The organism is Neorhizobium alkalisoli, assembly GCF_002968635.1.
GTDB classification, from domain to species: Bacteria; Pseudomonadota; Alphaproteobacteria; order Rhizobiales; family Rhizobiaceae; genus Neorhizobium; species Neorhizobium alkalisoli.
The window spans coordinates 20,032-39,372 of the sequence record NZ_PVBN01000020.1 but is presented as its reverse complement, the minus strand read 5'-3'; the positions used below and the strand labels follow the sequence as shown (position 1 = coordinate 39,372).

General features: G+C 58.3%; 14 protein-coding genes and 6 pseudogenes. 10 read left to right on the top strand and 10 right to left on the bottom strand.

The window, feature by feature from the left end; translation table 11 throughout:
* The first annotated feature begins 40 nt into the window (after window positions 1-40).
* Window positions 41-754 carry a GntR family transcriptional regulator gene (locus C5L13_RS27555; protein WP_105386465.1) on the top strand — a complete coding sequence of 238 codons (714 nt, stop codon included), beginning with the start codon at window positions 41-43 and terminating at the stop codon, window positions 752-754.
* Window positions 755-1,271: 517 nt separating this feature from the next.
* Here the strand turns inward: C5L13_RS27555 and mdlC are convergent.
* From mdlC to C5L13_RS27530, 5 genes are all read right to left on the bottom strand, one after another.
* On the bottom strand, window positions 1,272-2,912 hold the full coding sequence (gene mdlC, locus C5L13_RS27550; protein WP_105386464.1) for a benzoylformate decarboxylase: 1,641 nt from the start codon (window positions 2,910-2,912) through the stop codon (window positions 1,272-1,274).
* Window positions 2,913-2,945: 33 nt separating this feature from the next.
* Window positions 2,946-4,394, bottom strand: coding sequence for an aldehyde dehydrogenase (locus C5L13_RS27545; RefSeq protein ID WP_105386463.1), 1,449 nt, complete (start codon window positions 4,392-4,394; stop codon window positions 2,946-2,948).
* Window positions 4,395-4,494: 100 nt separating this feature from the next.
* Window positions 4,495-6,120, bottom strand: a complete 1,626-nt coding sequence (locus C5L13_RS27540) for a GMC family oxidoreductase (protein ID WP_105386462.1) — start codon at window positions 6,118-6,120, stop codon at window positions 4,495-4,497.
* Between the two features lie 47 nt (window positions 6,121-6,167).
* On the bottom strand, window positions 6,168-7,163 hold the full coding sequence (locus tag C5L13_RS27535) for a sugar phosphate isomerase/epimerase family protein (RefSeq protein ID WP_105386461.1): 996 nt from the start codon (window positions 7,161-7,163) through the stop codon (window positions 6,168-6,170).
* Between the two features lies 1 nt (window position 7,164).
* Window positions 7,165-7,545 carry a C-glycoside deglycosidase beta subunit domain-containing protein gene (locus C5L13_RS27530; protein ID WP_105386460.1) on the bottom strand — a complete coding sequence of 127 codons (381 nt, stop codon included), beginning with the start codon at window positions 7,543-7,545 and terminating at the stop codon, window positions 7,165-7,167.
* Window positions 7,546-7,813: 268 nt separating this feature from the next.
* Here C5L13_RS27530 and C5L13_RS27525 point away from each other — a divergent pair, with 268 nt between their 5' ends.
* The 6 genes and pseudogenes from C5L13_RS27525 to C5L13_RS27495 form a co-directional block, all read left to right on the top strand.
* Window positions 7,814-9,082: an ABC transporter substrate-binding protein gene (locus tag C5L13_RS27525; protein WP_105386459.1), complete on the top strand. Its 1,269-nt coding sequence runs from the start codon at window positions 7,814-7,816 to the stop codon at window positions 9,080-9,082.
* 62 nt (window positions 9,083-9,144) lie between these two features.
* On the top strand, window positions 9,145-10,032 hold the full coding sequence (locus C5L13_RS27520; RefSeq protein WP_105386458.1) for a carbohydrate ABC transporter permease: 888 nt from the start codon (window positions 9,145-9,147) through the stop codon (window positions 10,030-10,032).
* Window positions 10,032-10,871: a carbohydrate ABC transporter permease gene (locus C5L13_RS27515; RefSeq protein ID WP_105386457.1), complete on the top strand. Its 840-nt coding sequence runs from the start codon at window positions 10,032-10,034 to the stop codon at window positions 10,869-10,871. Before C5L13_RS27520 ends, C5L13_RS27515 begins: the two co-directional genes overlap by 1 nt.
* 22 nt (window positions 10,872-10,893) lie before the next feature.
* Complete coding sequence (locus C5L13_RS27510; RefSeq protein WP_105386456.1) at window positions 10,894-12,090, top strand: ABC transporter ATP-binding protein; 1,197 nt, start codon at window positions 10,894-10,896, stop codon at window positions 12,088-12,090.
* A 66-nt stretch (window positions 12,091-12,156) separates the two neighbouring features.
* Window positions 12,157-12,981, top strand: a complete 825-nt coding sequence (locus C5L13_RS27505; protein WP_105386455.1) for a TetR/AcrR family transcriptional regulator — start codon at window positions 12,157-12,159, stop codon at window positions 12,979-12,981.
* A gap of 301 nt (window positions 12,982-13,282) precedes the next feature.
* Window positions 13,283-13,540, top strand: a pseudogene (locus tag C5L13_RS27495) (transposase); the annotation flags it as partial.
* A 258-nt stretch (window positions 13,541-13,798) separates the two neighbouring features.
* On the opposite strand, the pseudogene C5L13_RS27490 reads toward C5L13_RS27495, so the two are convergent.
* A pseudogene (locus C5L13_RS27490) lies at window positions 13,799-14,629 on the bottom strand (IS110 family transposase); the annotation flags it as partial.
* Between C5L13_RS27490 and C5L13_RS27485 the strand changes: the two are divergent.
* A pseudogene (locus C5L13_RS27485) lies at window positions 14,627-14,926 on the top strand (IS3 family transposase); the annotation flags it as partial. The pseudogenes C5L13_RS27490 and C5L13_RS27485 overlap by 3 nt on opposite strands.
* A 100-nt stretch (window positions 14,927-15,026) precedes the next feature.
* Here the strand turns inward: C5L13_RS27485 and C5L13_RS29105 are convergent.
* Window positions 15,027-15,830 carry a hypothetical protein gene (locus tag C5L13_RS29105; protein ID WP_170117336.1) on the bottom strand — a complete coding sequence of 268 codons (804 nt, stop codon included), beginning with the start codon at window positions 15,828-15,830 and terminating at the stop codon, window positions 15,027-15,029.
* A gap of 228 nt (window positions 15,831-16,058) precedes the next feature.
* Between C5L13_RS29105 and C5L13_RS27475 the strand changes: the two are divergent.
* Together C5L13_RS27475 and C5L13_RS27470 are read left to right on the top strand one after the other, a co-directional pair.
* Window positions 16,059-16,682, top strand: a pseudogene (locus C5L13_RS27475) (recombinase family protein).
* A 5-nt stretch (window positions 16,683-16,687) separates the two neighbouring features.
* Window positions 16,688-17,142 (top strand): annotated as a pseudogene (locus tag C5L13_RS27470) (DUF4158 domain-containing protein); the annotation flags it as partial.
* Between the two features lie 439 nt (window positions 17,143-17,581).
* Here the strand turns inward: C5L13_RS27470 and C5L13_RS27460 are convergent.
* The 3 genes and pseudogenes from C5L13_RS27460 to C5L13_RS27450 form a co-directional block, all read right to left on the bottom strand.
* Window positions 17,582-17,924: pseudogene (locus C5L13_RS27460) on the bottom strand (electron transfer flavoprotein subunit beta/FixA family protein); the annotation flags it as partial.
* A gap of 48 nt (window positions 17,925-17,972) precedes the next feature.
* A complete protein-coding gene (locus C5L13_RS27455) occupies window positions 17,973-18,227 on the bottom strand; it encodes a hypothetical protein (protein WP_105386451.1) in 255 nt (84 codons plus the stop codon).
* 113 nt (window positions 18,228-18,340) lie between these two features.
* Window positions 18,341-19,261 (bottom strand): LysR substrate-binding domain-containing protein, encoded by a 921-nt coding sequence (locus C5L13_RS27450; protein ID WP_245571506.1) that lies wholly within the window; start codon window positions 19,259-19,261, stop codon window positions 18,341-18,343.
* Window positions 19,262-19,341 lie beyond the last annotated feature (80 nt).

Sequence of the window (19,341 nt, the reverse complement as noted above, 5' to 3'; positions counted from 1 at the left end):
AGCACTTGCCGGAATCATTTTTTGAAGCTAAAGAGGAGACATGATGAAACCCGCCGACACCATCGCCGCCCTGCGCATCGAAACGCCGCCCGCTACGTTACGGGAAATGGCGCTTGAGCGAATGCGGCGCGCCATTATCAGCGGGCTCTTCGAACCCGGCGGGCGTTTGGTGGAACGCACACTTTGCGACCACCTTGGCGTGTCTCGTTCGGTCATTCGAGAGGTCATTCGACATCTGGAGGCCGAAGGTCTCGTCGAGATGATCGCCAAGCAGGGACCGATCGTCGCCCGACTGGAATGGGACGACGCCCGGCAGATTTACGAGATTAGAGCCGCCTTGGAGGCCACAGCCGTCGCCGATTGTGCGCGGGTCGCTACCAAGGACGTAAAAGCTCAGCTTCGTGAGGCCCTCGACGAACTCGACCGGACCTCGCGCCAGAATTCTCCGCTGGGAATACTGGACGCAACGACCAGTTTTTATCAGATTATTTTCCGAACTGGCGGCCACACGATTGCTTGGGACATTGTCAGCCGCTTGAACAGCCGTATATCACGGCTGCGCGTGATGACGCTCTCGAGCGCCAACCGGATGACATCGGGTCCAGCTCAGATCCGAGAGATTTTCGCGGGTATTGAGTGCAACGATCCTGAGGCGGCCGCTAAGGCCTGCCGAGCGCATGTTGCTGCAGCTGCCATGATCGCCGAGACGATTTTGGGAGAAAAGGCAAGTTCGGTTCACCCTGCCTCGGTGTGAAACCTAAACAACGACGCACTGAACCACACTCACGAGAAGACCCGCTTTCTGATGAAGTGTCGGAAGCTCTCCATTGCTCACCACACACCTGGCAAACTGCACATGCACTCGAAGCAGCCGATCCTTGACCGCAAACGAACGCCCCCGCACCTTTGGCATAGAGGACGCAGATAGCACCTGCCTCGGTTGGCGTGATCACTCCATAAAGTAGACCGATAGTGGCGATCACATCGCTCCAATTATTCCGCCGGCTGTCCTGATCCTCATGCAATCGTTTGGGGTGTCGATCCCCCGAATTTTCTTCGCCGCTCCTGATTTTGCGCGGCGGTGAGCTTCATGTCACCTGTTCCTCTCAAAGTGCCATATAATTTCGCAATCTCTCCCAGTTCGTCAGGTGCGGAGGGAGGCCTGCAGACTTTCCTATGATTAGAAAGCCTAAATTTCGAGGCGCTTTCCATTCAGGCACAGCCCACCCGCAAGCCGGCCGATATCACACTCGCTATAACGATCCTCACCCTCACGCCTCCTCTGTTTGTTTTTTCCTCTTGTCCGCGCCCTCTTCGAAGAGAATGGCGACAGCATCGTCCACTGCGATGTCCACCAGCGACGGCCCGGTTTTTTCAAAAGCCCGGGCGAGGGCCCCATCCAAGTCCTCCGCCCGGGTCACGCGTTCCGCTTCGCAACCGAAACCCTGCGCCAGGGAAACGAAGTTCAACCCCGGCAGGTCGATTCCGGGCGGCCGTTCCGACTGCATGATCCGACTGAAGAACCGCATCGCGCCGTAGCCGGAATTGTTCATGACCACGAAGGTGATGGGAAGTTTTTGCTGTACAGCCGTCCAGATGCCCTGGATGCAATACATGCTCGATCCGTCACCGATCAGGCAGACGATACGCCGGCCGGGACGGGCCAGAGCGACCCCGACCGAAGCCGGCAAGCTGTATCCGAGCCCCCCGCTCGCCATGGTGTAGAAACTGTCCGCGCCGGGACGCGGCAGATATTCCTGGATCGCCGGCCGGTGGGACGGCGCTTCCTCGACGACGATGGCATCGGGCGGCAGCAGGTCCGACAGCCGGTTGAGGGCAAAGCCGGGCAGAATGGGATTCGTCGGGCTGGGCGCCGGCGGCAGACGCCGGGGCTTCGGCTTCTTCCGGTCGGTCGTCGCTGGCAAGGCGGACAGAAGCGCGGCAAGCGACTTGCGCATAGTACCGATGATACTCTCGCCGACGGGAGTTGCCGCTGCTGCATCGGTCGGATCGTCGGTAATCTGCCAGATTGGGATACCGTTCGTCAGAAGGTCGCAATAACCTTCGACATGGAAGGTAAAGACGGGTGCACCGAAGACGACAATGAGATCGCGGCCGCGCAACGCCTCCGCAAGCGCACCGGGAGCCGCATGCAGGAAGCCAGCAAAGAGCGGATGACGTTCGGGGAAGCTCGACCGGCTAGACATCGGGCTCGCCCACACCGCCGCATTGGCCTTTTCAGCGACGGCTACCATCTGGTCGACGGCGCCGTTCCGGTCGATATCGGCTCCAACTATGAATATCGGCCCCTTCGCCTGCCCGATCGCCTCGGCCAGCCGCTCGATGGCGACCACATCCGGTTCGAAATCTGTCGCGATCCGTCGCTTCGGCGGAACGGATGCAGGGCGTGCCCAGTCATCCGACGGAACCGACACGAAGGTCGGGCCGCGAGGATGCTGCATGGCGATCTGGAACGCTTGGGCGATCGCCGCCGGCACGTCTTCCGCCCGCGCCGGCTCGATGCTCCATTTCACATACGGCTTCGGGAACTGCGCTGCCTCTTCGGAGAAGAGATACGGCCTCAGGGGCAAGATGCTGCGCGCCTGCTGGCCGGCCGTGACGACCAGCGGCGTCTTATTGCGGAATGCCGTGAACAGGTTTCCGAGCGCATGGCCGAGACCGGCAGCCGAATGCAGATTGACGAAGGCCGCCCGTCCGGTGGCCTGGGCATATCCGTCCGCCATGCCGACGACGCAGGCTTCCTGCAGGCCAAGGACATATTCGATATCGTCCGGCCAGTCATGCAGAAACGCGAGTTCCGTCGATCCGGGGTTTCCAAAGACGCGGTCCACTCCGAAGGAGCGAAGCACGTCCAAGGTTGCCTCCCGAACCGTAAGTTTATGATTTGCCATCTAAGATGCCTCAATTAATCCAAATGTATGTTGTCAGAATGGATAGTGCTGCGGTTCGGTCTCAATGGTGATCCAGCGCAAGTCCGTGAATTCCGCGATCCCGGCCTGTCCGCCGAAACGGCCGTAGCCCGATCCCTTGACCCCGCCGAACGGCATCTGAGCCTCGTCGTGGACCGTCGGCCCGTTGATGTGGCAGATTCCGGACTCAATTCGTTTGGCGACGCTTAGTGCTCGCGCCACGTCGCGGCTGAAAACTGCGGCCGAAAGTCCGTATTCGGTATCGTTGGCTAGGCGGATGGCCTCCTCCACTCCGCTGGCGCGTATGACTGACACAACGGGTCCGAAGCTTTCCTCGCTGTAGATACGCATATCCTTCGTCACACGATCCACCACGCTCGCCGGTACGATGGTTCCGGACCGGTCTCCGCCCGCGACCCGCTTGGCGCCTTTCGAAACGGCGTCCTCGATCAATTCGATCACCCGCCGTGCCGGTCCCTCGTCGATCAGCGAACCGATGACCACTGGTCCGGACCGCGGATCGCCCGCTGGCAACGATGTAGCCTTGGCCGAAAGCTTTTCCACGAAACGGTCCGCAACGGTCTCATCGACGATTACCCGCTCCGTCGACATGCAGACCTGCCCCTGGTTGATGAAGGCGCCGAAAGCGACGGCCGCAACGGCGGCGTCGAGATCGGCGTCGGCAAGAACGATCAACGGAGCCTTGCCGCCGAGTTCGAGCAGCGCCGGCTTCAGATGTCGGGCGGCCAGTTCGCCAATGATGCGGCCGACGCGGGTCGAACCTGTGAAGTTGATCCGTTTAACGGCGGGGTGGGCGACGAGGCACTCGACGATCGCGGGCGCATCCTCGGGCGCATTGGTGATCACATTGACGACGCCGGCGGGGAAGCCGGCCTTGCTGAACACTTCGCCGATCAGGCGGTGGGTGCCGGGGCACAGTTCAGACGCCTTCAGCACGGCGGTATTGCCGCATGCGACCGGCATTGCGACGGCCCGCACGCCGAGAATGATCGGAGCGTTCCAAGGGGCTATGCCCAGGGACACGCCCGCCGCCTGTCGCACAGACATGGCGATGCAGCCCGGCTTGTCCGATGGAATGACCTCGCCCCCAACCTGAGTCGTCAGCGATGCGGCTTCGCGCAACATCCCGGCTGCCAGCTTGACGTTGAACGAGGCCCAGACTTCGGTCGTCGCGATTTCGTTGATCATGGTGCGCACGAAGTCTTCGCGCATGGTGTCCAAGGTATCCGCAGCTTTCAGCAGCAGGGCACGCCTTGCATTGGGGCCGAGCGCCGACCAGGCAGGAAATGCCGCGGCAGCGGCCGCAACCGCTGCATCAGCGTCTTCAAGGGTAGCGGCTGGCGCCTCGGTCGCGACTTCGCCGCTCAACGGGTTAAGCCGTTGGAAAACCTTGCCGTTGCTCGCAGCAGGCTGGCTATCACCGATCAGTAGGCTAACATTCATTGTTTTCCTCCTCCATTTATCCGGTTGCTTGATGAAAACGTCATAGTGGCGGACAGGTCCCGACCGGAACCAAGCCGGTCTTCGTGATGGATTCCTGCCATCAGGCTGTCCTCCAATCTTCAATGATCAGTTCCGACGCTCGCGCCGCAACTGCCATCGCTGGACCGTTGGTGTTGGCGGAAACGTGAGTTGGCATGATCGAGCAATCCACAACCCGCAGGCCCTGCAATCCGTGAACCCTCAGCCTCGCGTCCACCACCGATGTCCGGTCGTCGGACCCCATTGAACAACTCCCCGTTCCGTGCAGGCCGGGACTCATGATCCAGGTAAGCTCCTGGGCGATCTCATCGTCCGTCTGATACCGGTCGCTGAGCACCGTTTCCTCGCCAATGAAGCGAGCAAGCGTCGGCGCTTTCGCAAACTTCCGGATGAGCCTGACGATTTGGATCGCGAGCTTTCGGTCGGAATCGTCCGACCACCACCGTGCGTCCACCTCCGGGTTGTCGCGGAAGCTGGACGAGCGGATGTTCACTTCGCCCTTGCTCTTCGGCCTCAATTGAAAGGCATTGAACATGATGCCCGGTTTGTCTTCGAGCAGACCCCGGCCAGGGTCGGCCTTGCGGGCCTTTGTCGAATTCATCGTGACCGGCGCGATGCCAATCTGAATGTCCGGCCAGTGTCGGTTTCCGTCACTTGAAATCAAAGCGGTCAAGGGCGGCCCTGTGAACGCCATCAACCCCTTGCCGGCGACGTAATATTGGAGGACGTGGCGATAGAGACGCCATGTCGAAAATTCGCGATTGAGACCTGGATCTCCGAGAAGGCGAAAATTGAGCGTCATCATGGTATGGTCGCTCAGGTTCTTGCCAACCGCGTCCAGTTCCCTGACGACGGGGATATCAAGCCCGGCTAACAGGCGGCGGGGGCCGACGCCGGACAGTTGCAAGATCTTAGGCGACGAATACACGCCGGCCGAGATGATAACTTCCCGGGTTGCGCCGAACGTGATCGTGCTGCCCGCCTGGTCGCATTCGATGCCAACGGCGCGCGTCTCCTCGAAAACGACCCGCTTCACCTCCGTGCCGGTCAAAACCGTGAGGTTGGGTCTGCCGCGGATAGGCTCTACGAACGCTCTGTAGCTGGAAGCCCTGCGCCCGCGGCGATCAACCGTGGACTGGGTGTAGCCGATCCCTTCGGCATTTGGTGAATTGATGTCGGAGAGGATCGGCAGACCGATTGCCGCCCCCCCTTTGAGCACCGCATCGAGCACGGGAGAGCGATAAGGCGATGAAGTGATCTGCAATTCACCAGTCCTGCCCCGTGTGGAGTCCGCGCCTTCGCCTTGGTAGTCCTCAAGGCCCCTGAAGACCCTGAGCATTTCCTGCCAGTTCCACCCGGCGTTGCCCAGCTTTTCCCAGCCGTCGTAGTCAGCGGGCATCCCGCGAAGATACCACGTTCCGTTTACGGAACTCGACCCACCCAGACCGTTGCCGTAGCTCCAGCTTTCCGCCGGCCGGCCCAGTTGCGGTGCGACTGGAAAGGAGCGGAAAAATCTCGGCTTGCCGAAGAGCTTTATGAAGCCGCGGGGCATGCGTACGAACGGATGGGCGTTGGACGATCCCCCCTCGATGAGCAGCACTTGCGCCCGGCCATCTGCGGACAATCGGTTGGCGAGCACGCAGCCCGCCGAACCCGCCCCCACGATCACGTAGTCAAACGTCTTCATGAACGTCTTTCAATTTGCGGGTAGGCTGCTTCGACGGCAGCCGGGCGTCAGCGATTTTCAGCCAAAATGCGGAAAAGCATCTGGTGATGACGGGCTACCTTTTCGAAGCCGTCCTCGTCGCTGACCTGATGGCCTTCCCATTCGCTCGAGATATAGCCGCGATAGCCGCCCTCGAGGAAAACCTTGATGATGCCGTTGTAATCCATTGACGGATCTTCGCCGCTCTCATCGACGCCGTAGAACTTGCCGTGGACATGGACGGTCTGCGGCATGATCTCCAGCCAGTTGCTCAGCGGCTGCTGGCTGAACAGGCCGAAGATGATCGGAACTTCGGCCGCCAGCGAATCGGGGAGATTGATCCCTTTCGCCCATTCGAGGAAGTTCACCCGCTTGGCGAAGCGATCGCTGTCCTCGTGCCACATCGCTACGGCATGTGTGATGACGTCTTCCGGCACGTTGCGCGAGCGGAAGTACTGTAGATAGATCGGCGGGATAGTCCTTGCCGAAGAGCCGAAGTCTGGGATGAACCCCAGATAGGGCGAATTCGTTTGTGCATACATCTCTCGGTAAGCCATGACTTCCGGATGGTTGATGCTGTGCGGCGCGTGCACTTCCAGGCCGAGCTTCACGCCCAGGTCCTCTGCGAGCGGCGCGAGCTCGCGGATGGCTTCCGGGCCTGCGGCATACTGATAGCGAAGCACCGGGAAACCGAGCTTTGCAGCAGCCTTGATCTGCAGGGCCTGATATTCCACCGATTCCTGGTGGGACATCGTGTAGTCCCGGCGGTTCCAGTTGTCGGCATTGATCCCGAGGCAGGTGGGCGTCAGGCCCGTTTCGGCGATCAGATTCTTGAAGCGGGCCGCTGTATCGTCGGAAACCGTCGGGAAGCCCCTGAAACTTTGAAACCCGACGACTTCGAGACCCGGACCAAGATTTCTCTTCGCTACCTCGCGGACCAGGTCTTCGAAATTGTACTTCCGCTGGTGAAATTCGTTGGTGAACGCGTAAAGCGTTGAGCCAAGCTTGATATCTGCCTGCGTCATGTCAATTGGCCTTCATTATCCGGGTGATATGTCCGACGCGGCGCATCCCGCCCTTGAGATAAGGGGGGCGCACTGCAACGACGGCCTCGACTTCATGCTCGGAACTGGGTTCCAGCGGATAACCCATCACCTCCAGAACGGCCGTGTCGGTGATGAACCAGGTCTCGTCGACGATGGTCTCGAGTTCGACCAGCGTCCGGCGTTTTCCATTGAGGTTAAAGAACAGGGTTTCGAGGGGGATTTCCTGCCCGTCCACTTTGAGAAGATTGACTTCGATCGTGGACAGCGGCAGCGCCCTATACCACGGAATGCGAATACCGATGGTGAACCCCTCAGGCGTCGAAACGAGCGTACCTGGGTCTATGACCTTATCGAACATCATGCTGATTGTCCTCCATCTGCGTGCTGCGCAGAATCTATCCGGGACGCGCCAGGTGCTGCCCGGAAGTTTCCTCCATTACAGCGCCTCAACCCATCGCCATAATGAACATGATCATTTATTTATCTAAGTCATTCGTCAATAGAAAATTTCTCGAGTGCCGGGAACACCGCAAGCTACGGTCAATTAACGGCGATCGATCCAGATGGCTACTTGACTTCGATTAAATGAACGTGTTCAGATATTTTATCATTTTAAGGGAGGAAATAAAATGATAACCGTTAATGCCAATTCCCTTTCTTTACGCTGGCTGCACCACCCTTTCCTAAAGGGAGTGGGAATTGCAGGCGCCGTGATCCTTGCCGCAGTTCCGGCTGTAGCGAAGGACACCATTCGTGTTCTCGCGCCGGCAAGCGGTTCAGGCACGGCTTTCCAGGCTCTTGGCGAGGCCTATGGCAAGGCCAACCCCGACGTTCAGGTCGTCGTCCAGCAGTTTCCGTCAGGAGATGCCTACGCGCAGGCTCTGCTGACGCAGCTCCAAGCTGGCGCCGGCGCTGATCTGATTTTCACAAACGGAGGCTGGGGGGCGCCCGAGTCGATGCTGCCGCTGGCGAAATCACAACGGCTCGGCGATCTCTCCAAGGCAAGTTTCGCCAAGGACTTCAACGAAAAGATCGTTCCTGAGTTCTGGGCCGACGGAAAGCTGTACGGATTGCCGCTCGCGTTGCTGAACGTCGGGCTGATCTACAACGCCAAGGAACTGAGCGCCCTCGGCGCCGCCCCGCCGAAGACGTTCGACGATCTGATCGCTCTGTGCGGTCAGGCCCAGCAGAAGGGCAAGAGCGCGCTGACCATTTCCGGCGCTTCGCCGTTCTATTTCCTGGAGACTGTTGCCGTCAGCGCCGTCTACAATAAGGACCCGAGCTGGAACGAGAAGCGGACCGACGGCAAGGTGAACTTCGCGGAATCGGCGGGCTGGAAGGATGCCTTCGAACGAGTCAAGAAAATGATCGATGCGAAGTGCTTCGTGCCTGGCATTGCCGCGACCACGTCGCCGCAGGCTTTCGCGCAGCTCGCCTCCGGCCAGGCTTTGATGGCGGTGGGTCCCACGACGTTCATGGGCGCCGTCATGGCGATGAATCCCACCCTTGACCTTAGGATGCGCCCCTTCCCCGCCAAGAGCGCTGACGAGACCGTGGCGATCGGTTTTTACAATGATGCCCTGAGCCTGAACGCCCAGTCGAAGAACGCCGCTGCCGGCATTGCATTCCTTGAATGGTTGTCGAAGCCTGAACAGCAGACGACCTACGCAAAGATTGCCGGCGGCACGACGCCTTCCAACGCGGCCGCCAACAAGTACGAGGGCGCCCTGGCCGAAATGGCTCCGTTCTTCGCCGCCGACCGGGATCGTGAGATCCCGCATCACACATGGCAGCAACCGCAGTTGCGTGCCGCGCTGATCGCTAGCGGCAACGCCCTCTTCGCAGGCCAGAAAACCGGCGAGCAGGTCCTTAAGGACCTGGACCTGGCCGGGCGCTGACGGTGACCTGGGAGAGGCCGGTCAACTCGCCTCTCCCTCATTTTCCCTCTGAAAGGCTAAACATGTCATCGTCTTCGCGTAGAGCGCGGCGACAGCGTGCTCCGCTTGTCTGGGCATTGCCTGCTGTTGTCGTCGCATTTTTATTCCACTATGCCGCAGTCGCAGCCGGAGGCTGGTATGCATTTACGGACTGGAACGGGCTGACGGCGCCCAACTATGTCGGGTTGGCGAATTTTCGCGCCATCCTGACGAATCCCGATGCGGTCGGCGCACTGGTCAACACCTTGTCGCTGGCCATCGGCTTCGTCATTGCGACCAACGTTATCGGCCTAGTGCTGGCGCTCGTGCTCAATGCCCGGTTGCGCAGCCGCTTTTTCCTGAGAAGCCTCTTCTTTGCGCCGGTGGCCATTAGTTCGCTTGCGATCGGTTACGTCTGGCAATTTATCCTGGAGGCCCAAGGCCCGCTGAACACCCTGCTGGGTTTCGTAGGACTTCAGTCCTTCCAGCGCGTCTGGACCGCAGACCCGTTCTTTTCGCTCTGGTCCGTCTGGCTGGTCATGGTCTGGCAGTTCGCCGGTCTCTGCATGGCTTTCTATCTTGCCGGCCTTCAGAGCATTCCTGTTGAGTTAAACGAGGCGGCGGCAGTCGACGGAGCGAGCAGCTGGCGGCGCTTCCGTCGTATCACTTTCCCGCTGCTTGCCCCGGCCGCCACGATCAGTATCAGCGTCACGACGATCCTAGGCCTACGTGCCTTCGACCAGGTGATGTCGCTCACCCGCGGTGGACCCGGCTACGCGTCGGAGACGTTGACGACGCAGATTTACAAGCAGACCTTCGTCTTCGGAAATTTCGGCTATGGCGCAGCGTTCGCGCTCGTACTCACCTTCCTGGTACTCGCCGTTTCCGGAGCTCAAATTTTGGTTCTAAGGGCCAGGGAGAACCGTCTGTAATGGGACAGCATCGATACACACTCAAGACCTACGGGCTCGAGCTCCTGCTCCTCGGGCTCGCCGCGCTCTGGTGCGTTCCTTTCTATTATCTATCGATCGTCGCGGTGAAACCCGACATGGAAGTCTTCACGGCGCCGATGTCATTTCCAAGCGAAGTGCGATGGGACAATTTCAGCCGTGCCTGGGAGGGCACAGCGGGCGTTTCGCTCGGGACGGCGCTTGCCAATAGCATTATCGTCACCGTCGGCAGCGTGGCCCTGCTAATCTTCTTCGGTTCGCTGACGGCTTACGTCATCTCACGCAACCGCCAGCGCCTGGCGGGGTGGCTTTACACTTTCTTCGTGGTGGGAATCATCTTGCCCTACCAGCTGGCGGTGGTTCCGCTGTTCTCGTCTATGCGTAGCCTGGGCCTCGTTGGCAACCAGATAGGACTGATCGTCCTCTACACCGGACTTTTCCTGCCGATGGCGGTGTTCCTCTACAGCGGCTTTGTTCGCGCCTTGCCGGTCGACTACGAAGAGGCCGCCGAAGTGGATGGCGCGACCCGTTCGCGGATCTTTTTCCGGATCGTATTCCCGTTGCTACGGCCGATCACCGCCACCGTCGCCGTTATGACCGGCCTCTTGATCTGGAATGACTTCTTCATGCAGTTAATTTTCCTTTCCGGAAGCCAGTCGCCGACACTTCCGGTGGCAATCTACGGCTTCGTAGGCGAGTTCACCGCCCGCTGGAACATGGTGTTCGCTGCCGTTCTGGTGTCGCTCGTTCCAATTCTCGGCTTCTATCTCGTTGCTCAGCGGCAACTGATCCAAGGCTTTACCGGCGGCGTCAAAAGCTGACCGCAACAAGGTGCTGAAACACATGGCTTCCATCATCTACAAGAACATCACGAAACGGTATGCGGACGGCACCAAGGCGGTGGACAACCTCAATCTCGAAATTCGGGAAGGTGAGTTCATGATCGTCGTGGGCCCTTCCGGTTGCGGAAAGACGACAGCATTGCGGATGGCGGCCGGCCTCGAGGACATCACCGACGGACAGCTGACGATCGGCGACAGGGTGGTCAACGATCTCGAACCCCGCGACCGCGACATTGCGATGGTCTTCCAGAATTACGCACTTTATCCGCACATGACAATCTTCGAAAACATCGCCTTTCCGCTGCAGAACCGAAACATGCCCGCCGCTGAGGTCAAGCAACGCGTGCAGGCGGCTGCCCGAACGCTCGGCCTGGAAGAACATCTCGACCGTCGTCCGAAGCATCTTTCCGGGGGCCAGCGGCAGCGCGTCGCCATGGGGCGCGCCATTGTCAGGCGCCCGAAAGCCTTCCTCATGGATGAGCCCCTTTCCAATCTCGACGCGAAGCTGCGTGTCCAGATGCGTGCCGAAATAACCCGGATGCAGCGGGATCTCGGAGTGACGACGCTCTATGTCACCCATGACCAGGTCGAAGCGATGACCATGGGCGATCGCATCGCCGTCATGCGGAAAGGGGTCCTGCAACAGGTCGGGGCTCCAGTAGAGCTTTATGAAAAACCGGCCAACCTGTTTGTAGCGTCATTCATCGGATCGCCTGCCATGAACCTGGTTCAAGGCCGGGTTACCAATGGCAATCCGTTTGGTGTCTGCGAGATCGGCCGGCAGCAGATCGCTCTTACCAGTGATGTCCTCCGGAACGGGCGGTTGTCGAACTATCACGACAGGGACCTCGTGATTGGGATTCGTCCTGAGCACCTTGAGGACCCACAAGGCGCAGATCCGATGGCCCCGCGATTGACGGCCAAGATCAGACTTGTGGAAATGCTGCCGCCGGAGCAGTTGGTTCATCTCGAACTCGACGCGGAACCGGTCGCGTCCATTTCGGCGCTAGAGCTGGCCGCGGATGTGGACAAGACCAGAGCCGAGAACCTGCGGCTGGAAGCACAAAGTCATCGGGTCAGTATCGTGGCAAGGTTGCCGAGCGGGCGGCGCTATACCGAGGGGGAAACTGCGGAATGGGCTATCAATCCGGCTAATTTGCATTTCTTCGACGGTGAGACGGGCGAGGTTCTGCGATAAGTGAAGTGGCCATCGAGGTTGTGGCTTTCTCTGTAGGCAAGAACAAGAACCGCACGTCGCTATTGAATGATGACGGCAAAGCCTAGAGGATTGGCCGGAGACAGAATTGAGCCAGATGAGATGCCTGCCGTGGAGGTTAAGGTCCCTATGAATCGGGAAGTGGCTAATGCAACGGGGGCCATTGCTGATGACCCCCTATTCGAAAAAAGCGGGAACGATCCGGCTGCCGAGATCAGTCAAACCGATCAAGTATCGAAACGTGTTCGCAAGAAGGCGGAAAAGCTCCAGCGCATCAAGGACGCCGCGCTCGCCCTTTTCCTGACGAAGGGGTTCGATGACGCCACAACGAGGGAGATCGCCAAGATTGCAGGCGTCGCTCTGGGGACACTCTTCAACTATGCTGAAAATAAGCGGGATCTACTTTTCCTGATTTGCAACGACGAGCTCGAGGCGACCGTCGTCGAGGCGGAACAGGGGATCGATCCGGCCCTGTCGTTTCTCGACAACGTCTTGTCTATTGCCGAATACCATTTCGTTCATTTCGCAAGGAGGCCGGAAATTTCTCGCTACGCCTTGAGGGAGATGTACTTTTATTCGGCGGGCAAGCAGGTCGGGCGGTTCAAGAACAGTAGAGACAACCTCGTCACCCTCTTTCGGCGGGTCGTTGAAGCCAATCTGGACAATGGCGCCATAAGTTCCAGTGACAGCGCCGAGACGGTGACGTCTATAATTTATGCATTGTACCAGACGGAAGTGCGCACTTATTTGGGTCATGTGAAACCCGATCCCGACGCGGCGAAAGACCGGTTCGCGCAGCAGATCAAAATCCTACTTAAAGGGCTAGGCCCGAAGGACGAGGCCTTCGTTTTGAAGCGGCATCGCCAAAGATAGGAAGGCCGATGGCAGGAGGATGCCATTCAGAAGTTAAACTGTGCCGGGACAGATTTGCGCATCGTCGGCCTCTCGCATCATCAAAAGGCAAGATCTCGCAGAAGCATCCACGCGTCATTCAACTTAATGGCTTATCCCGTTCGCTCAGGTATTAACCACATCTAGCGTTCGCGCATGACGAGGGCCCCCTGCTCCAAGTATAGGGACAGGATGAGCGAAATGATCTGAACCCTTCAAACTGGACCGTTTTTGATTAGAGTTTTCCGGTGGATTTTCCTGGCTGGGAAAGGAACGGAAGCCGATGAAGGCATCGCAGTTTTCGGACGCCCAGAAGGCGTTCATTCTGAAGCAGGGTGATGAAGGTGTGTCGGTTGCCGAGATCTGCCGCAAGGCGGGGATCAGCCAGGCGACCTACTTCAATTGGAAGAAAAAATATGCCGGCATGTTGCCGCCGGAGATGAAGAAGCTGAAGCAGCTCGAGGACGAGAACGCGCGATTGAAGAAAATCGTCGCGGATCTGACGCTGGACCGCGAGATGCTGCAGGATGTCATTCGGCGAAATGTATGGTCCGCCCTGCCATTGCAAGGATTAGGCTCTGACGACTGCAGTTTGCATAAATGTATACGGCCTCTCGCGAGTGGACTGCTGTTGCAGCCAGGCCCTGATGAGATCCGCACATTCTGTTTCCAAATAGCTTCTTCGGGCACGCGGCCCGCTTTCGACCAGGATTTACAGAACGCCGATCAACTGTTTCGTCATCACCCTCGAACCTCGCAATCTGTCCAGCCATCGAAGGCTGGAAAGGCGGGATCAGTGTTAAGCTGCTGGCTGACGCATGTACGTCGCCCCCGGCCTTGTGAGCACGACCCAGACGATGCGTGCCAGCTTCGCGGCCAAAGCGACCGTTACTTTATTGACATGCATTCGCGATCGGAGCTCGTCGATCCATATCCCAAGACGGTCCTTGCTGCGATCAAGGTGCATCAAGCACGATCTCGCACCGTGAATAATCAGGCGTCGAAGATAATTGTTTCCGCGCTTGCTGATGCCCAGAAGATTCTGCTTTCCTCCGGTCGAGTATTGGCGTGGAACTAGTCCTAGCCAGGCGGCGATATCACGCGCCTTTGCGAAACGGGTAGGATCCCCGATCGCCGAGAGGATTGCCGTTGCGCCCAGTGGGCCGATTCCGGGGATCGACATTAGCCGTCTTGCGCGCTCGTCGGCGTCTGCAATGTTCTCGATCTCATTCGAGACCTGGCGGATGCGGGCTTCGAGCCGCTGAAGATCTTCGTGCAGATCACGCAAAATGCCGCGTGCCGTGACTGTGAGATCATTCTCGGGATCATCAAGGACACGACAGATATCGAGTTTAAATACGCCAGCGCCTTGCCGCATAGCGATACCGTGCTCCAGGCAATAGGCGCGCATTTGGCAAATCAGGTTGGTTCGAGCCGATACAAGGCGGCTCCGCACTCTATGCAACATCTGAAGATCGACCTGATCAGCTTGCTTAATGCCAACGAAGCGCATCGTCGGTCGCGTTGCAGCTTCTGCAATCGCCGCAGCATCGATGATGTCATTCTTGTTCGACTTTACATACGGCTTCACGAATTGCGCCGGGATGATGCGGACGGAATGCCCCATCGCTACGGCTACCGCCGTGTGCACGTGTTGCTCGAACGCGAGGGTTGGGGCACCAACATCAAGCGAACCTATCGCATCTACAGGGACTTGGGCCTGCAGTTGCGGAACAAGACTCCGAAGCGCAGGGTCAGGGCGAAGCTTCGGGAAGATCGTCAGATGGCGGTTGGTCCAAACGATGTGTGGGCGATGGACTTCGTGCACGATCAACTGGCCACCGGCAAGAAATTGCGGGTTCTGACGGTGGTCGACACCTTCTCACGCTATGTGCCGGTGCTTGATCCGCGTCACAGCTATCGGGGTCTGAGTAGCAACGGCACAGAAAAACTACATAAGCCATTCGTCAATCCTCGAGACGCTCGGGCCTATAAGGTCCAATCGAGGTGGAAGCTGACCTTTATCTTTATCCCATTGCCGCTATCCATTCACCAACCGCAGTGTCCAGCTCCAGCACCGGATCGTTCAAGGTCCAGCGAGGGATGGTACGCATTCGGTCGAGCCCAGCGAACACGCCGGCAAAACCACCATCCGTCGAAATCTCGCGAAGAGCCGCGTCGAATTCCTGTCCGAACCCTTGAAAGTTCTCGGCGTCCACTTCACTCAGGTGAACCTGGTTCCACTTCGTACCCAGAGAAGGGTCTTGGAATAGAACAGCGGCCGTCTCCATGGTCCTGAAAGTGCCGAGCTTTCCAACAGCGACGAGCTTCGACGCGGCTGGTCCAATGTAACGCCTCATGATCTCTCTATATTCACTGAGAAAGGCCGGGTCGACATCGATGTATTCAAGTGATGGCTTTCGATCCGGGCGATGAGCTGACCCAGCCCAACCTCGTGGAAAGACAAACGACGCGGGTGTCGTAACAAGGATTTCAGCTCGCAGCAGATGCACGTCCGACGGCAGCCGAGAAGTGACAAGCTGATCAACTACTTCGTTCGGAACAATATCTCGAAAATAGACAAACTCGGCATGGCTCCAAATAGGCGCATCAGATTGGCTCTTGAAGATCGAATGATGGCGATAGAGGGCACGACCAAGGCACGTATCGCCAAAACGGCTCCATTCGCTCGCCGCCTGTTCAAGGGTCTCCTTGGCGTCTACCGACTTCGTGTCCAAAGTCCGCGCCAGCACCACAAGGCGCGCGTCTTGCTCGATAGAGACGATCTCCGGCTCATTGAAGGCGCCCATTGCCAGATTCGACTTCGTCATGCACTTCTCCATTGGGCTCATCGCCATACGCTATGCCTGATTTCGAATAACCGATATGGGTCGGAAGCGGCCGATTAGACCTAGCAACAAACCCCGGTTTGATATGTTGATGTGGAGTCAATCGCAAAGCCGTTGGAAAAGCCGCCGAATTTCATAAATACCCGTGCAGAAACCTATAGCCGATAAACTCCCCCTGCGTCTGAGTTAATACGGAAGCGGGGAATGGATATGATAATTGGCTACATGCGCGTTTCAACCAGCGAGCAAAATCTTGATCTTCAGCGCGACGGCCTGGAGCGTGCCGGATGTGGGCGGGTCTATGACGACGTGTGCTCCGGTCGAGTGACTGAGCGGCCTGGTCTGGCAAAGGCGCTCGACGTCGCTCGGGACGGTGACACGCTCGTGGTATGGAAGCTCGATCGCATCGGCCGCTCGCTCCGCATGTGGTCGGTCTGGTGAGCGATCTACAGAAGCGCGGGATCGGGCTCAAGGTGCTAACCGGCGACGTGGACACCACCACCCCGACCGGCAGGCTGGTCTTCGGTATCTTTGCGACGCTGGCGGAGTTCGAACGTGATCTCATATACGAACGCACCATGGCGGGACTGGCGGCGGCCCGCGCGCGTGGTCGAGCTGGTGGACGCCCGCGTGTGATGACTCTGCAGAAACTCAAAGCGGGTAATGGCGATGATGGCCGACCAGGACAATGCTGCGCGCGATGTCGCCGCCCAGCTCGGCATGTCGTTGTCAACGCTTTACGCCTATGTCGATGCGAAAGGAAAGCCGCGCGAACGGGCCAACGAGCTCCTCGCCAAGCGTCGTACCAAGCGCGATACTGCTCTACGGGTCTAAAGACTATGCCGGTTGGTTTCCTGACCGAAAGCCAGGCCAGGGAATATGGCCGATTCACTGGAGAGCCGACGCCGGATCAACTGGCCCGCTATTTTCATCTCGATGACGTTCATCGCGCATTCGTCGCCACGCACCGCGGTAATCACAATCGCCTGGGTGTCGCCGTTCAGCTCGGATCGCTACGCATGCTCGGGATTTTTCTCGAAGATCCGAGAGAGGTGCCTGACACCGCCCTGCGCTTCACGGCCCGCCAGCTTTCGCTCCCCGGTCATGAGGAGCTTATCGCCGAATATGCCCGAAGCGAGGGGCGCTGGCGACATGCTCCCGAATTCGCCAGCGTTATGACTACAGAACCTATACCGATCGCGGCGTCGGCTTCCGGCTCAACCGCTTCCTATATGCCCTGTGTTGGATAGGATCGGACCCACCTTCAGCTATATTTGACCGCGCGGTCGCCTGGTTGCTTGAGGCCAAGGTACTGCTTCCAGGCCTGTCTGTTCTCGAACGCCCCGTGGCAAAGGTGCGGACCCGTGCGAACGCACGTCTGCATCGCCTGCTGATCGAGGCAGTCACGCCCGATCAGCGTGCACGCCTCGACAACCTTGTGGTGGTCGCGGAGAGCGTAAGGCGGAGCCCGCTCGATCGTCTGCGGGACGGCCCCTATATACAGTGCGGCCGCGAGATCAGCCGCGCGCTTGCACGTTTGGCAGAGATTCGCGCCATCACCAGCGAGCTTCCCTCGACCGATCGGCTGCCGCCGGGCAAAGTTTCGGCTTTGGCGTGCTTCGCGGCCGCCGCAAAGGCACAAGCGGTCGCGCGTCTGCCTCCCGATCGGCGCGCCGCCACGCTGCCTGCCTTTATCCACACACTGGAGGCATTAGCCGGAGACGATGTGATTGCGATGATCAGGCCCGGCTGTTCGGCGTCTGCCACGCCCTTGAGGATCTTGGCAACGGCAAGCGGCTCGAGCGTCTCGTCGGTCTCGACCAGGATGGCGCGATCGGCACCTATGGCGAGCGCCGTCCTCAGCGTCTCTTCGGCCTTGGCCGGACCGATCGACACGACGACCACTTCCGCAGCCTTGCCGGCTTCCTTCAGCCGCAGCGCCTCTTCCACCGAGATTTCGTCGAACGGGTTCATCGACATCTTGACGTTGGCAAGCTCTACGCCCGTGCCATCCGGCCTTACGCGGATCTTTACATTGTAATCAACAACCCGCTTCACGGGCACCAGGATCTTCATGGGGTCCTTCCTCAAAGTCTTACCAGCGATTTTCTGCAAAGCTTTTGCTTACTGGAGGGAAACACCTGCGGCCCGCATGCGCTCTTTGATGTCCGCCAACGATCCTTCGTATTCCCAGGTCTGAACCGTGTCATGTGGGCACTCGATAAAGATATACTGTTCCGTGACGGAGAGGATTCGCTCGATTTTGATCAGCTTTTCTACGAAGTCCGACTGAGGAAGGTCGTCTATGATAAGCTCTCTTTCGCTGTCGTAGCCGTGATAGACTTTTGTTGCTCGAATTTTTGCGGTCACGTACGACATTCTTCGATCTCCCAATCACTTAGCGGAAACTGTTGCGAACAAAGAATACCTAGCCAGTCGCCCAACTCGAAATTGAAAGAGCGGCCTTCGTTATGCGCGATACTTATACCGCCTTAGGTGGGCAAAGAGGTCAGAAGCTTGTCCTTCAACTGCCACATACGGTCGATTAAGGCGTCCATTGCCGGGTTCGACTTCCGGGTTTCTGGACGTAGCAAGGAGACGCGAAACGGGATCGACGGTTTCAGCGCGACGAATTTCACATCGCCAAATTCACAGAGCATAGCAGTAAAGGGATCGATGATTGCAATCCCTAAACCTCGTCTTACCATCGACAAGGCAGGATAAGACAAATTGACCTCATAAACATAATTTGCCTCGACTCCAGCTGTTTGTGACGAATGATCGAGTAATTGGCGGACCGGTGCATAGTTCGAATAGGAAATGAAGTCTGTATCGGCTAGGTCCATGAGACCAAGACTGCTGCGCGAGGCATACTTATGTGTGGCAGGAACAGCAACGACATAAGGGGCTGTGCTGAAGATTTCGACCTTCAGGCCCGATGTATGATACGGCATTTCAACGAAGCCAAAATCCACTTGCTGGGCCGCCGCATATTCCTCTACGCGAGCTGAAGTTCTTACGGTTAATGAGACTTCGACCTCGGGCCAATCATTTCGGAACTCAGCCAAGGCATAAGGTACAAATTCGAGGCCTAGAGCTGCCATCGAAGCTATTGTGATTTGAGGCTTTTGGACCTTGGAGAGACGCAGAGCGGAATTTCTGAGCGAGTCCATCGACAGGTATGCTCGCTCGATCTCCGTCATGAGAGCACGTGCTTTCGCAGTGGGGACGATCAAGCCTTTTCGTCTTTCGAAAAGTTGTACACCGAGATCATGTTCGAGCTTGTCGAGCAAACGACTGACTGCCGGTTGGCTCCGGCCAAGGATTTGTGCCGCGCCGCTCACTGTACCGGCAAGCATGACCGCCCGAAACGCTGCAAATGAACCTAGGTTCATCGCGCTCCTATAATCCATGCCGAGCCTACCTTTCCGGATGCCGTTGGACCACAATCGCAGGACTGCCGTCTTCCTTGGCTCATTGATAGAAGGTCGGC

Coding starts and splice junctions, on each gene's coding strand:
- C5L13_RS27555 (WP_105386465.1), top strand. CDS start 41: ATGATGAAACCCGCCGACACCATCGCCGCCCTGCGCATCGAAACGCCG.
- mdlC (WP_105386464.1), bottom strand. CDS start 2,912: ATGGCAAATCATAAACTTACGGTTCGGGAGGCAACCTTGGACGTGCTT.
- C5L13_RS27545 (WP_105386463.1), bottom strand. CDS start 4,394: ATGAATGTTAGCCTACTGATCGGTGATAGCCAGCCTGCTGCGAGCAAC.
- C5L13_RS27540 (WP_105386462.1), bottom strand. CDS start 6,120: ATGAAGACGTTTGACTACGTGATCGTGGGGGCGGGTTCGGCGGGCTGC.
- C5L13_RS27535 (WP_105386461.1), bottom strand. CDS start 7,163: ATGACGCAGGCAGATATCAAGCTTGGCTCAACGCTTTACGCGTTCACC.
- C5L13_RS27530 (WP_105386460.1), bottom strand. CDS start 7,545: ATGATGTTCGATAAGGTCATAGACCCAGGTACGCTCGTTTCGACGCCT.
- C5L13_RS27525 (WP_105386459.1), top strand. CDS start 7,814: ATGATAACCGTTAATGCCAATTCCCTTTCTTTACGCTGGCTGCACCAC.
- C5L13_RS27520 (WP_105386458.1), top strand. CDS start 9,145: ATGTCATCGTCTTCGCGTAGAGCGCGGCGACAGCGTGCTCCGCTTGTC.
- C5L13_RS27515 (WP_105386457.1), top strand. CDS start 10,032: ATGGGACAGCATCGATACACACTCAAGACCTACGGGCTCGAGCTCCTG.
- C5L13_RS27510 (WP_105386456.1), top strand. CDS start 10,894: ATGGCTTCCATCATCTACAAGAACATCACGAAACGGTATGCGGACGGC.
- C5L13_RS27505 (WP_105386455.1), top strand. CDS start 12,157: ATGATGACGGCAAAGCCTAGAGGATTGGCCGGAGACAGAATTGAGCCA.
- C5L13_RS29105 (WP_170117336.1), bottom strand. CDS start 15,830: ATGACGAAGTCGAATCTGGCAATGGGCGCCTTCAATGAGCCGGAGATC.
- C5L13_RS27455 (WP_105386451.1), bottom strand. CDS start 18,227: ATGTCGTACGTGACCGCAAAAATTCGAGCAACAAAAGTCTATCACGGC.
- C5L13_RS27450 (WP_245571506.1), bottom strand. CDS start 19,261: ATGGATTATAGGAGCGCGATGAACCTAGGTTCATTTGCAGCGTTTCGG.